Origin of the sequence: Paenibacillus tritici (genome assembly GCF_018207515.1) — a bacterium.
GTDB lineage: Bacteria > Bacillota > Bacilli > Paenibacillales > Paenibacillaceae > Paenibacillus_AQ > Paenibacillus_AQ tritici.
On record NZ_CP073365.1, the window covers coordinates 3,222,650 to 3,236,126 of the forward strand.

12 protein-coding genes are annotated in these 13,477 nt (G+C 55.5%); 9 read left to right on the forward strand and 3 right to left on the reverse strand.

Annotated features, from left to right (window positions below; genetic code table 11):
- Positions 1-97 precede the first annotated feature (97 nt).
- The 4 genes from KDC22_RS13500 to KDC22_RS13515 all read left to right on the forward strand — a co-directional run bounded on the left by KDC22_RS13500 (position 98) and on the right by KDC22_RS13515 (position 3,037).
- The gene (locus KDC22_RS13500; protein ID WP_211723407.1) at positions 98-961 is read left to right on the forward strand and encodes a hypothetical protein; all 864 of its coding nucleotides are present in this window, start codon (positions 98-100) and stop codon (positions 959-961) included.
- Positions 962-1,056: 95 nt separating this feature from the next.
- Complete coding sequence (locus tag KDC22_RS13505; protein WP_211723409.1) at positions 1,057-2,172, forward strand: aminopeptidase; 1,116 nt, start codon at positions 1,057-1,059, stop codon at positions 2,170-2,172.
- 138 nt (positions 2,173-2,310) lie between these two features.
- The gene (locus KDC22_RS13510) at positions 2,311-2,553 is read left to right on the forward strand and encodes an HPr family phosphocarrier protein (RefSeq protein ID WP_036695008.1); all 243 of its coding nucleotides are present in this window, start codon (positions 2,311-2,313) and stop codon (positions 2,551-2,553) included.
- Positions 2,554-2,734: 181 nt separating this feature from the next.
- Entirely contained in the window at positions 2,735-3,037 is a 303-nt protein-coding gene (locus KDC22_RS13515; RefSeq protein ID WP_173126212.1) for an Fpa/YlaN family protein, read from the forward strand.
- Between the two features lie 164 nt (positions 3,038-3,201).
- Here the strand turns inward: KDC22_RS13515 and cax are convergent, their stop codons facing one another.
- Positions 3,202-4,272, reverse strand: coding sequence for a calcium/proton exchanger (cax, locus tag KDC22_RS13520; protein WP_211723410.1), 1,071 nt, complete (start codon positions 4,270-4,272; stop codon positions 3,202-3,204).
- A gap of 154 nt (positions 4,273-4,426) precedes the next feature.
- Here cax and KDC22_RS13525 point away from each other — a divergent pair, with 154 nt between their 5' ends.
- Positions 4,427-4,792 carry an Asp23/Gls24 family envelope stress response protein gene (locus tag KDC22_RS13525; RefSeq protein WP_019911482.1) on the forward strand — a complete coding sequence of 122 codons (366 nt, stop codon included), beginning with the start codon at positions 4,427-4,429 and terminating at the stop codon, positions 4,790-4,792.
- Positions 4,793-4,882: 90 nt separating this feature from the next.
- On the opposite strand, the gene ftsW is transcribed toward KDC22_RS13525, so the two are convergent.
- Complete coding sequence (ftsW, locus tag KDC22_RS13530) at positions 4,883-6,142, reverse strand: putative lipid II flippase FtsW (RefSeq protein WP_173126220.1); 1,260 nt, start codon at positions 6,140-6,142, stop codon at positions 4,883-4,885.
- 5 nt (positions 6,143-6,147) lie between these two features.
- Positions 6,148-6,495, reverse strand: a complete 348-nt coding sequence (locus tag KDC22_RS13535; RefSeq protein ID WP_211723412.1) for a YugN family protein — start codon at positions 6,493-6,495, stop codon at positions 6,148-6,150.
- 231 nt (positions 6,496-6,726) lie between these two features.
- Between KDC22_RS13535 and KDC22_RS13540 the strand changes: the two genes are divergently transcribed.
- From KDC22_RS13540 to KDC22_RS13555, 4 genes are all read left to right on the forward strand, one after another.
- Positions 6,727-7,908, forward strand: coding sequence for an amidohydrolase (locus KDC22_RS13540; protein ID WP_211723413.1), 1,182 nt, complete (start codon positions 6,727-6,729; stop codon positions 7,906-7,908).
- Between the two features lie 73 nt (positions 7,909-7,981).
- Positions 7,982-8,413 (forward strand): CBS domain-containing protein, encoded by a 432-nt coding sequence (locus KDC22_RS13545; RefSeq protein WP_211724031.1) that lies wholly within the window; start codon positions 7,982-7,984, stop codon positions 8,411-8,413.
- A 969-nt stretch (positions 8,414-9,382) separates the two neighbouring features.
- Positions 9,383-11,104 carry a DNA repair helicase XPB gene (locus tag KDC22_RS13550; protein ID WP_211723414.1) on the forward strand — a complete coding sequence of 574 codons (1,722 nt, stop codon included), beginning with the start codon at positions 9,383-9,385 and terminating at the stop codon, positions 11,102-11,104.
- Positions 11,104-13,443 carry a helicase-associated domain-containing protein gene (locus KDC22_RS13555; protein ID WP_246553712.1) on the forward strand — a complete coding sequence of 780 codons (2,340 nt, stop codon included), beginning with the start codon at positions 11,104-11,106 and terminating at the stop codon, positions 13,441-13,443. The genes KDC22_RS13550 and KDC22_RS13555 overlap by 1 nt, the downstream gene beginning before the upstream one ends.
- The last annotated feature ends 34 nt before the right edge of the window (positions 13,444-13,477 follow it).

A 13,477-nucleotide genomic window follows, 5' to 3' on the forward strand; every position in this document is an offset into this window, starting at 1 on the left:
ATTTTTGCGGGGTGGATTCGCGTATAAGCCCAGCATTCAAGGAGACCCTAGGAAGAATGTATGTATACCCGCTTATTGCAGAAAGGGCTTGGTTGCCATGATGAAATTGCTGCGGCTGCGCACGGGAATCCTGATATTGCTGATGCTCTGTGTTCTTCCGTTCACCGGGTGCGCGGTTATGAAAGACAAACCGGCGGCGGAGGACCTCAGTCTAGTTATGGCCGGTATGGATGGCAGCGACGGCGTATCTTTTGAAGGAGCGGCTGCTCTGCTGGTCGGCGGCAAGGCGGTCCCGGAATCTTCGATCTACTATGGGGGCAAGGTGGCAGATCATAACAAGATCAGCCTGTATTCCCTCCTGCCGGACGGGGGCCATCCCGCTTCTGCGGCAGAGTCCGGTCCGCATCCACTCGGGCAAGGCCCGGGAGAGGCTCCGGTCTATTATACCCGGCTGGTGAAGGAAGACGGTACATGGACGATGAAGCAGGGCTCCCCGGCCTTGGCCGGGAGCAATCCGCTGGAGGCATTGAACCCGCTGCGGCAGCTGGAGGACCTGGAGAGGCTGGATAAGAAGGTGACCGAGGAAGCGGGAAGCGCACGGGGAACCCGGGTCCTGCGGATTGAGCTTACGGCAGAGGCGGCGCGCAGTCAGCTCTCGGCAGAGCTGGAACGCGAGATGCAGGCGATACGTCCGGTTGCCGGGAGCGGAGCAGTTACGGCTGCTGGCACGCACGCTAAGGCGCTGGAAGCAAAGACTGCATTATGGGAGCAGAAGCAGTCGGAGCTGCAGCAGAGACTGGATCAGGCGGATATCCGGACGATTTATTACCTCAAGGTGGATCCGAAGCGGAATCTGCCTGCACGGCTGACCTGGAACCGCACGCTGACCTATCTCGGCAAGGCAGGAACGACCACTGAAGAGACCTATATCACCCAGGTTGATTTCTATGGTTATCAATGAGTATTCGCTTCCCGTAATGGCTTGCGCTCTATAGCAGGCGTGCTACAATATAACGGTATGTTTATTTTCTGTATCAGGAAGGAAGAGAGAGAAAGATGAATGATCCCCGGATTCAAAAACTCGCGGCGAACCTTGTAGGTTATTCCGTAAATGTTCAGCCCGGCGAGAATGTACTCGTCGAAATGATCGGCAGTGAAAGAGATTTGATCAAAGCCGTTGTGGAGGAAGTGGGCAAAGCCGGAGGCCGTGCATTTGTACAGCTGACCGACCGTACCGTTCTGCGCAGTATGCTCAAATATGCAACACCTGAAGGAATGAAGGTCTGGGCAGACATCGACCTGAACCGGATGAAGCAGATGGACTGCTATATCGGCATCCGTGCCGGTGAGAATGTCAATGATCTGTCCGATGTGCCGGAAGAGAACATGAAGCTCTACAATTCCCTGTATTCCCACCCGGTACATAGCGAAGAGCGCGTCAAGCACACCAAATGGGTCGTTCTGCGCTACCCTAACGCCAGCATGGCCCAGCTTGCCAATACAAGCACTGAGGCCTTTGAGGACTTTTATTTTGAAGTCTGCAATCTGGATTATGCCAAAATGGACAAGGCCCAGGATTCGCTGGCTGAGCTTATGCGCAGAACCGACAAGGTGCGTATCTCCGGTCCCGGAACCGATCTCACCTTCTCCATCAAGGGAATCGGGGCTGAGAAATGCTCCGGCCAAAAAAACATTCCGGACGGGGAAGTGTACAGCGCACCTGTGCGTGATTCGGTGAACGGAACGATCAGCTATAATGCTGCGTCGATCTATAACGGCGTGACCTTCGAGAATGTGAAGTTTACGTTCGAGAACGGCCGGATCGTGGAGGCTTCCAGCAATGATACGCCGCGCCTGAATGAAATTCTGGATTCCGACGACGGGGCGCGCCATATCGGTGAGTTCGCTATCGGCTTCAACCCGTATATTCTTCATCCCATGAAGGATATTCTGTTCGACGAGAAGATTGCCGGCAGCCTGCACTTTACGCCGGGCCAGGCTTATGATGTGACTGACAACGGCAACCGTTCGTCCATTCACTGGGACCTGGTGCTCATTCAGCGTCCCGATTACGGCGGCGGAGAGATCTACTTCGATGATGTGCTGATCCGCAAGGATGGAATTTTTGTACTGCCGGAGCTGGAAGGTCTGAATCCGGAGAACCTGAAATAAAATGATATAAAAGCGGTGAGCAACGATACGCACAGGCTTGTTTTTAAGAAACACCTTGCGTGGGTAAGCGGATTCAATGTATCATGGAATTGGTTACAGATGAACATAAGTTCATAATCAAGTTGCGGAGGGATTCCTATGTCCAACAATGCGGCAATCGTGGATATTGCACAGACAGCAAGCCAGTTTAACTCATCTATCGTTCTTCAAGCGGACAACAAGTACATTGATGTCAAGAGCATCCTTGGCTTGTTCACTACCCTGGTATCCAGCCAAAGCTACGAACTGCACGTACATGGAACAGATGCCGAAGAAGCTAAGAAAGCTATGAGTGAAGTTTTTGCCAAGCACAATTTGAATTTCACTGTTGTAGCAGAGTAATTTGAGATTCCCCTAAGACGTCTGGCCCTGCGGCTGGGCGTCTTTGCTGTGAATAACGTTGTTTTTGCAGGAACTTCGGGAATAACCATAACTGAAATCTTGTATTAGGTCCTAATTTCGACTAATATTAAGAATAATAAGCATTAGCAGCTGTAACTTTGGGACATGGGGGGGAAAATGCATGACTTCATCGGATTTGCAGGAACAGCTTAATATCAAAGCAATCAATCTTCTTCAAGAAGATGCCGATAAAATTCAGAAGCTTATTGAAGTACAGATGGAGAATTTGGCGACCCGTTACTGCCCTCTCTATGAGGAAGTGCTGGATACCCAGATGTATGGCTTCTCGAGAGAGGTCGATTTTGCGGTCAGGGCGGGACTGGTACCGGAATTTACAGGCAAGCAGGTGCTGAGCAAGCTGGAGCGTAATTTGGCTGTATTGTACGAGGCGCTGAACAAGAAGGCTGAGGAGCGGGAGATGTAAGTCCCGGTCATCAAGTGGAAACGGCTTTGCCGTCCTTTTAAGGACGGTACCGTTTCAGCGAGAAATAGAAGGATAATGTATAGCGTGAAACATATAATTCTTATATTTTCATAAAAACGCACACGAAAGACCCCAGGGTCGATCGTGTGCGTTTTTTTTAGAATCTAAACCAGATAGAACGATACGCCCAGAATCAAGTAGACCGCCAGCAGCAGGAGGCCTTCGTACCAGTTGGTGGAACCGTCCTGAATAATCGACTTGGCGATGAACACGGATACGGCAATTGCTACAATCTCAATCGTTGTGAAGACAATAGACATGGTGTTGCCCATGAAATAACTGGCGAAGATCAGCACAGGGGCGACGAACAGGGCGATCTGCAGACTGCTTCCTACGGCAATCTCAACGGCGGCACCGATCTTGTTCTTCATGGCCAGCATAATTGCGGCACTGTGTTCTGCGGCGTTACCGATAATCGCTACGAGGAAGGCGCCGACGAACAGCTCGCTGAAGCCGAAGCGTTCCGTCAGGGTCTCCAGGGTACCGACCAGCCATTCGCTGACGAACGCGACCATCACTGTAGCAATCACCAGATAGAGGATCGAACGGTTTCTGGACCACACAGGAGCTTGTTCGTTCGGAAGCTCCTCTGCGTTATCCTCAGTGACGTCGGCCAGATATTTCTTGTGCGTAATCATGGAGAAGACCAGCCACGCCAGGTAGGCGGCGATCAGCAGACCTGCGACGACAAGGCTCAGCACATCCGTGTCCTTCTCGGTGATGGAGTGCGTATTGAAGAACATGGCAGGAACGAACAGAGCGATGACTGCAACAATCATCAGCGAGCCGTTCAGACCGGCGAGTGTGACATTGAAGTTCTGAACCTTGAACTTCATGCCCCCGGCAAAAATACTGAGTCCGAGCACCAGCAGCAGGTTGCCGATGATCGAGCCGGTAAGACTTGCTTTGACCATGTCGAACAGTCCTTCCTTGACCAGGAAGAAGGCGATGATCAGCTCGGCCGCATTGCCGAATGTGGCGTTAAGGAAGCCGCCCAGCCGCTGTCCGGCATAGTGGGCTACGCTCTCTGTGGCCCGGCCGAGGAAGCCGGCCACGAAGATGACAGAAACAGCGGACAATACGAACTGAAGGGTATGATCCCAGTCCGCGTAGTGCCCTATGGCGCTGAGGATGAAGCTGATGACCAGCAGCGCCGGAGAGATCCATTTTTTCAAGGTACAGCACACTCCAGTCTCTATATGTAGGTTGATTTCATAATCAATATACCCAAATTGTTCAGGGCTGTAAACGGGGCTGAGAGAAAGTGATTTGCTTTTTAGCCTGTTTTGGAATTACAATAATTGATAATGAGAGTAGGGGGGATATGGCATGGCAGAACAGCTTCAACTTGAAATGGGAAATATACGGATATCCAATGACGTTGTCTCAAAAATTGCCGGCTTGGCAGCACTTGAGACTCCCGGAATTGCAGCCATGTCTGGCGGTTTGTCAGAGGGCTGGGCGAAACGCCTGAGCGGCAAGAATGTGCAGAAGGGTGTTACGGTCGAGGTAGGCCAATTGGAAGCTGCGGTAGATCTGCGCATTATCGTCCTGTATGAAACGCCGATTCATGAAGTGTGCCGCATGCTTCAGCAGAATGTCCGCGAGGCCGTGGAGAGTATGACAGGGCTTCACATCGTAGAGGTAAATGTTAAGGTCGAAGGCGTAGCGTTCAAGAACGACGAGATTTCTTAAGCCCAATTATATTAGACATCCATGCAAAAGGCAGTCCGGATATTCCGGACTGCCTTTTAATTTCCTCATACATCATCTGTATGTAGCCTCTTAGCGTGCACGGGTACCGGCACTTCTGTTGTTGCGGACCTGTCTGACGGTAGTCACAGACTTCACGACTTCCTCTTTGGCAGGGCGGTTGGTCTCTCTGGAGATGCTGAGAATGATCCCCATGCAGAGCATGGTGACGAGCAAGGAGGAGCCGCCGTAGCTGATAAAGGGTAGTGTGACCCCTGTAAGCGGGATGGTGTTGGTTACACCGCCAATATTGATGAAGGCCTGAATGGCGATGAGTCCCATGATCCCGATGCCGACGAGTGTGCCAAAGGGATCAGTACAGCGCAGTGAGATCAGAATCCCCCGCCAGATAAAATACAGGTATAGCAGGAGAAACAGAGCCGTTCCCACAAAGCCCAGCTCCTCACCGATCACGGCGAAGATAAAGTCGGTATACGGATACGGCAGATAATGCAGCTTTTGGATGCTCTGGCCGAACCCGGAGCCTTGCGTGCCTCCTTCGCCCAGGGCGATTAAGGATTGCATAATTTGATAACCGGAGCCGTCAGCATTGCCCTCAGGGTCCAGGAAGGCTTCAATACGGCCCTGTCTGTAATCCTGCGTAACTTCGGCCTTCTCGGACGGCGGCGATAAGGAATCAATGGCGGTCTTGGCTCCCATGACGAGGGCCACCCCCAGCACAAGCAGGCCGATTGAGCCCATAATATGCTTCATGCTGGCGCCGCCGGCATAGATGACAAGTCCGCTGGTAGCAACGAGAATGAGGCAGGAGCCGAGATCGGGCTGCATCATAATCAGTCCGGCGACAATCCCGACGATAATCATCACAGGGATATATCCTGTCCGTAAATCGCGCAGGCGTTCGCCTTTTTTGGTGATCAGGGCAGCCAGATACAGGATGATGGAGATCTTGGCCAGCTCGGTAGGCTGAATCCCAAGGGTTCCGATGCTCATCCAGCTCTTGGCGCCGTTTATCCCCTCTGTGGTCGCAACGAACAGCAGCAGGACTAGTGTAATTACGAAGATCGGGGCGTACCACTTCTTGAACTTGCTGTAGTGAATATTCATCACGATGAACATGATGAAGGTGCCCAGCACAGCCCAGACCAACTGGCGCTTCACGAAAAAGAAGGCATCATAACTGAATAACTTGTTCGCAAGGGTTAAGCTGGAGCTGGAGCTGAACACCATTAGCACGCCGAAACCGACGAATAGCAGGGTGAGAATAAGCATCTGGAAGTCGGGCGTCCCTCTTTTGGGCGGGCTGGATTTAGCAGCCGTTCTTCCCTTCATGGTACTCAAGCTTCCAGCAGCGCTTTCAATTCATGGATATGCTTCTTGGCGGCATCCAGCACCGGCTGAGGCACCGGAGATTCGTAATCCAGCCCGTGGGGGAAAGTCGCTTTGCCCAGGTAGACGGCTTCAATGGCCAGCACCGCATCGGCTTTCTCCAGCTTGCCTTCCACTGCGCGGGTATTGACCCGCAGGAAGTATTCGCCACCATCCTGACGGTCTTCTATTTTGCAGTCGTAAGTAGCGCGGTAGTATTCCCATTGCCACCTGATGAATCCGGCTTTGGTTGCACTCTCGTCGAGATAAAGAAGGTCACTCTTCAATCCTTCGAGGCCAGTGTTCTCAAATATCATAGCGCACAACTCCCCTTAATGAAGTATAATGATACATTTGTAATTAAAATTTGCTATTGTTCTTCCTCATGATAGTATGTTTCCCAGGGTTGTGCAAGGTAGATCGGGCTGATCGGTACCCACTTTTTTTGGCGAATCTGCTACAATAAAAGAAAGTTGGCAGGCTGCGGACGAAGCCGGGATGAAGCAGGCTTGTCCGAAGGATGCTGCCAGAGAAGGGAATGGAGAATTATGGAGAGGTTAACGGCCAGCGGGCTGCTACCGGAAATGGTGAAATGGCGGCGCCATCTGCATCGTCATCCGGAGCTGTCGTATCAGGAGAAGGAGACCTCCGCCTATGTCGCGGCAAGGCTCGCTGAACTGGGGATTGAGATCAGACGGAGCAAAGCGGGCTACGGCTTGACAGGCATACTTAAGGGCCGGGAGTCCGGCAGAACGGTTGTCCTCCGGGCGGATATGGATGCACTGGCTATCACCGAAGAGAATGGCCGGGAATATGCTTCACAGCATCCCGGTATTATGCATGCCTGCGGGCATGACGGCCATACGGCCATGCTGCTTGCAGCCGCTGCTTATTATAGCTCCCGCCGTGAGGAACTGAAGGGGGAGATCCGCTTTTTGTTCCAGCCGGCGGAGGAGGTCTGTCCCGGCGGTGCGGTGGGAATGATTGCGGAAGGCGTGCTGGAGGGGGCGGATGCTGTCTACGGGCTGCACTTGTGGACACCGCTCCCGCTCGGAACGGTAGGCAGTGCGCCGGGGCCGCTGATGGCGTCCGCCGATGAGTTCTTCATTGATATGATCGGCAGGGGCGGACACGGCGGGATGCCGAACCGCACAGTAGACAGCATTGTTGCCGGTGCGGCACTGGTGACCGGGCTGCAGAGTATTGTCAGCCGGAATGTTGATCCGCTGCGCCCTGCTGTAGTCAGTGTAGGAACCATTCAGGGCGGTTCGGCCCAGAATATCATTGCTGAGCGCTGCCGCATTACCGGGACGGTGCGGGCGTTCGATGAAGAGACGCGTCATCTGATCCGCCGCAGAATCGAAGAGATGGCAGCCTCGGTTGCCGCGGCGTACGGTGCAGAAGCGAAGGTCGATTATCTGATGGGTTATCCGCCGCTGGTGAACGACGAAGCGGAATATAACCGCTTTTACCGTGTCGCACCTGAGGCGCTGGGGCCGGACGCAGAAGTGATTCGGATGGAGCAGATTATGCCGGCGGAGGACTTCTCTTATTATGTGAAGGAGATTCCCGGCTGCTTCATCTTCGTAGGTGCGGGCAACCCGGACAAGGGTGCTGTCTATCCGCATCATCACAGCAAATTCGACTTCGATGAGGATGCCATGCTCCATGGAGTCAAGCTGCTGATCGCGATGGCCGATTCCAGTCTGAATGAAGCGTCATCCGTATAAAACCTGGCGCTCCAGGAAAAACTACTCTCAAATGCCATGGTAACATGGACAGGAGGGTTCATTGTTGAAGACCTTGAAGACAGTCAAAGAAGTCATGACCGCGCATCCGGTGTCGGTTACTCTGCTGGACAATATCTACGAGGTTGCCGTTAAAATGAGAGATAACGGGACCGGCTTCATTCCTGTGGTAGATTCGGCTGACGGGGCAACCCTGATTGGTGTGATCACCGACCGGGATCTGGTCATCCGGGGGTATGCGGACAAGCATTCCGGCTCAACTGCTGTTGAGACGGTCATGAGCCGGGAGGTCATCTCCGTTCCGGAGTCTGCGTCCGTTGAGGAAGCGGCTGAGCTGATGGCGTCCGCGCAGATCCGCCGGATTCCGGTGACCCGGGACAAGAAGCTGACCGGAATAGTGTCGCTGGGCGATTTGGCAGTCAAGAGAGTGTTCGCCGATGAGGCTGCGGAAGCGCTCCATGACATCTCACAGCAGCAGCTGCACTAAATATCATGAGGAAAGGCTCATTATCCGGGTTGCGGAGATGGGCTTTTTCGTTGTACCGAAAAATACGGAAATCAAAAGGATATGTCCCTCTGATTCGGCTGGGAGTAGGCTGGAGGGGGACGGAAGAGTCTGAGTGAAGGACGGAAGGGGAATGAGAGGGATAAGTCCCTCTGAATGGGCTGGGAGTAGGCCGGATGGGGGGATCAAAGGGATAAGTCCCTCTGAATGGTGCTGGGAGTAGGACGGATGGTGGAATCAAAGGGATAAATCCCTCTGATGGGGCTGGGAGTAGGCCGGATTGGAGAATTAAAGGGATAAATCCCTCTGATGGGGCAGGAAATAGGCCGGATGGAGAAATCAGAGGGATATATCCCTCTGATGGGGCATGAGTAGGCCGGGATGGAGAAATCAAAGGGATAAATCCCTCTGATTTGGCTGGGAGTAGGCCGGATGAGGGAATCGAAGGGATAAATCCCTCTGATGGGGCTGGAAATAGGCCGGATGGAGAAATTAAAGGGATATATCCCTCTGATGGGGCTGGGAGTAGGACGGGTGGTGGAATCAAAGGGATAAGTCCCTCTGAATGGGCGGAGTGTAGCTGAAAGTGAAGAATGAGGAGCACTAGTGCACCTGAATTCAACGGATGCAGGCTGAAAGAGCAAGTGAGGTGCAAAAGTACACCTGAATTCAGCAGACGTAGGCTAAATGAACAAATGAGGAGCACTAGTGCACCTGAATTCAACGGACGCAGGCTGAATGAGCAATTGAGGAGCAGTAGTGCACCTGAATTCAGCAGACGCGGGCTAAATGAGCAGGTGAGGAGCAGTAGTGCACCTCATTACGATGCACGCCGCCAAGACTCTCTCATTTTTCACCCCTAGAGTAATTTGTTTCACCACCCGGTATCTCAGATATGCTCAGTTAGCAGTTTAAGAGGTTGAACCACATAGGAGACAAGGAGGGAATAGGATGAACGGAGCAGGTACGGGGCCATGTATCGTAAGGAATGACCGGACAATTCTGCTGGAATGCGGCCATTCCGGGTATGAGGAAGCGCGGGAGATGCTAAGTGAGTTTGCCGAGCTTGTTAAAAGTCCGCCAGCCTATCACACTTACCGGATCACGCCGTTGTCCCTGTGGAACGCAGCAGCCGGAGGGCAGGCTGCGTCAGAGGTGATTGGCAGGCTCCGGAAGCTGTCCCGGTGGGGCATTCCTTCCGGTCTGGAAGATGAGATTGAACTGCTGATGTCACGTTACGGCAGCTTGCAGCTGCACACGCATGAGAGTGATCCGCAGCTTGTTACGTTATCCGCCGGCCACGCCGGGCTGCTGGATGAGCTGGAAGAGCAGGATGCCGGCCAGCAGCTTAAGCAGCTGGGTTTGTTCCGGTCCGGGGAGCGGCAGAGCGATTGCCCTAAGGTGAACCGGGGGCTTTTGAAGCAGGAGTTAACGAGACTGGGTTATCCGGTCCTTGATTATGCCGGGTACCGGGACGGGCAGGAGCTGAAGCTGACCTGGAGGAAGTCCCTCAGAGAAGAGGCAGAGGGGAACGGGTCCGGCTTCGGGCTCCGGGATTATCAACGGGAGGCTGTCCGCCAGTTCCAGGGGATCGGCGGACAAGGGGGCAGCGGTGTGGTCGTGCTGCCCTGCGGGGCAGGCAAGACGGTTGTCGGTCTTGCTGTACTGGAGCAGCTGCAGTGCGAGACACTGATCCTTACTTCAAGCACTACCTCCGTAGAACAGTGGCGGGAGGAGCTGCTGAAGCGGACTACTCTGAGCGCGGAAGAGGTTGGGGAATACAGCGGGGAGAACCGGGAGGTGCGGCCTGTAACCGTTGCAACTTATCAGATTCTGACCCATAGGCGCTCCAAGGGAGGGCCGTTTGTCCACATGAATCTGTTCAATGAACGGAATTGGGGGCTGATTATTTATGACGAGGTCCATCTGCTTCCGGCGCCTGTCTTCCGGGCAACCGCTGATATTCAGGCTACGCGGCGGCTGGGTCTGACCGCAACCCTGGTCCGGGAAGACGGGCGGGAGGGAGATGTGTTCTCCCTGATCGGCCCGAGATGCTATGACCTGCCCTGGAAGGTGCTGGAGAAGCAGGGGTGGATTGCGGCTGTCGACTGCATCGAGGTCATCGTCCCGATGAACGAGATGCTGCGCCAGCAATATATGTATGCCGGGGTGAAGGAGCAGTTCCGCCTCGCGGCAGGCAATCAGGCCAAGGCGCTGGCCGCATCACAGATTGCTGCAGCACATCCCGCAGCGGCCATTCTGGTGATCGGCCAGTACCTCGACCAGCTGGAGCAAATGTCGGAGCAGCTGGAGGCTCCGCTGATCACAGGCAAGACTTCGCAGAAGGAGCGCAGCGCGCTGTATGCCGCATTCAATGAGGGGAAGCTGCCGCTGCTGATCGTCTCCAAGGTGGCTAACTTTGCTGTGAATCTGCCGGATGCCTCGGTGGCGATTGAGGTATCCGGGGCCTTCGGTTCGCGGCAGGAGGAGGCGCAGCGGCTGGGCCGTATCCTGCGCCCAAAGCCGGGCGATAACAAGGCGTATTTCTATACGCTGGTTACGGGCGACAGCCGGGAGCAGGACTTCGCTCTGCGCCGCCGGATGTTCTTGACGGAGCAAGGCTACGAGTATGGAGTCCGGTTGCTGGACCCGGCGGAAGGGGCTGTTCTGTGATGAGACAGGAGCAGGCAGGTGATACCTTGAAGCTGACGGCAGAGGCCTGCGAAGTGCTGCTGCGGATAGCCGCGGAGCATGCGGCTTCTCCTTTTGCCGCAGATACTGTTGACCGGCTGCGGCCTGAATTCCTGTGCCGTGCGCAGCAGGCGCTTGCCCTGGATGAGCTGCTTCACGCAGGGATGCTTGAGCTGCGGCAGAAGGTCTGGGGAGAGAAGCTGTATCAGATTCCGCAGCAGCAGTTGTCCTTCATCCTGCGGAGCTTCTGGGAGGGATGCCCGCAGGTCCGGGTGGAGGGTTCTGTCCAGGTTGAGCTTGCTGCCTGTACGGAGCTGGCCGCAGAGGTATTCCGCGGGCTGCTGTTCATCGCTCAGGAAGGCCTGCCGCTGACAGCTAAGGGAGTGATACATAAGAAGCAGCTCAGCCGGCTTGCCGGACAGCTGTCCATGCAGGAGCAGCATGCAGCACTGCTGCGGCCGGCTTCTTCCAGGCCGGAGAGCTATCCGCTGCCGGTAACGGTAATCATTGATCTGCTTACCGTGCTGGGACTGATCAGCCGCCACAGCAGCGGGTATCTGCCGGACAGGGAGCGGCTGCAGCAATGGCTGTCGCTCTCTGCTCAAGAGATGACGGATACGCTCTACACCATTGTGATCAGCCGTTATGGTTCTCCGGGGCCTGAAGAGCAGCATTTCAGGCACTTAATCTCGGCGGCGGAGTTCACAGCAGGCGAATGGTTTGCTGTAAATCCTATTCTGAGATGGATGATGCAACAGGGTCTCGCCAAGGAGTGGTCTATCTCGGAAGAGGCAGACTCCGGCCTGAAGCTGTCTGTTCTTGCCTGGATTTCTCTGCTGGCCGGATTCGGCTGGTGTGAGCTGGGAACTTCGGCGGAAGGAGAACCTTGCTTCCGCTGGAAGGCAGTGAAGCCGCAGCTGACCGATATTAAGGCTGGAAAAACTTCGCAGGGTGTAGCGGGGGCAGAGGAGGCTTACAGGAGTGCTGATGGAGAAGGGGGCGCTCCTGAAGCACAGAGGATGGTCAGCAACAGCTCATGGAGACCCGGAGAAGAGGAAGCAGACAAGATCACACTGGCTCCGGACTGCACGCCACTAACTCCGGGCAGCGCGCCACCGGCTCCGGACTGCACGCCACCGGCTCCGGGCAGCGCGCCACTGGCTCTGGACTGCACGCCACCGGCTCCGGACTGCACGCCACTGGCTCCGGGCAGCGCGCCACTGGCTCTGGACTGCACGCCATCGGCTCCGGACTGCACGCCACTGGCTCTGGATTACGCGCCACTGGCTCCGGGCAGCGCGCCACTGGCTCTGGACTGCACGCCACTGGCTCCGGGCAGCGCGCCACCGGCTCCAGACTGCGCGGCAACCGGCTTCATAGTGCAGCCGGATTTCGAGGTGCTGGTCCCGCCGGAGGTTCCTTATGCGGTCCGCTGGAGCCTGGCCGGGTATGCGGAGCTGCTGCATAATGAGGATCTCTGGAGCTTCCGGTTAACCCGGGAGAGGCTGGAAGCCGCAGCGGAGCAGGGCAGCGATCCCAGTGAGGTTATCGCTTGGCTCAGCGCCCATGCTGCGGGGGGACTGCCGGAGCAGGTTGAGCTGTCGCTGCGGCAGTGGGCCAGAGGAATCGGGCGGACCGTGCTGGCGGATGTGCTCCTGCTGTCCTGTGCCGGGGAGCAGGAGGGACGGGATATTGCCGAGCATCCCCGGCTACAGGACATCGTTACCCGTATCGGGCCGCTTCACTTCATTGTCCGGCCGGAAGCTGCCGGGCAACTTCGCAAGGAGCTTACAGCCGCCGGTCTGGCCCCGTCGGTAAGGACCGGGGGCGCGAATGAGGACACCGGACAGCAGCGGCTCTTCGAGCCGTTTGCACCGCCTGGGACAACGCGGCGTTACGAGCTTCCGTCAGCGGCCGGGGAACGGGGACTACTGGGTACAGGTCCCTCTCCGCAGCTTCTGCCGCTGGATAGAGACAACCGGATGAAGCTGGAGCTGCCGGGTGAGGAAGCCGTGCCGCAGATGTGGTTCAACCAGTGGAGGCAGTATCATATCACCACAGCGCAAAAGATCATGGAGCAGGCTCTGGGCTGGGGAATCAAGGTTCGCCTTTCGCATCAGGGCAGGGCAGCCGAGTTCATCCCTGAGCGGATCAGCGGGCGCCCATGGAAAGTCCGGGGCATTCTGCTGCTTCCGGACACGGAGACAGCTGAGGAGATCGAGCTTGCTGCGGAGGGCTGGGAGGAAATGAAGCTGCTGCATCCGCTCAAACATAGAAATTCTTCTTCTGCTGGGGCGGGCGGATATGTTATGATAAGGTAGTCTATCGCTGCGGTAGAACATTAAATGCAGAAAA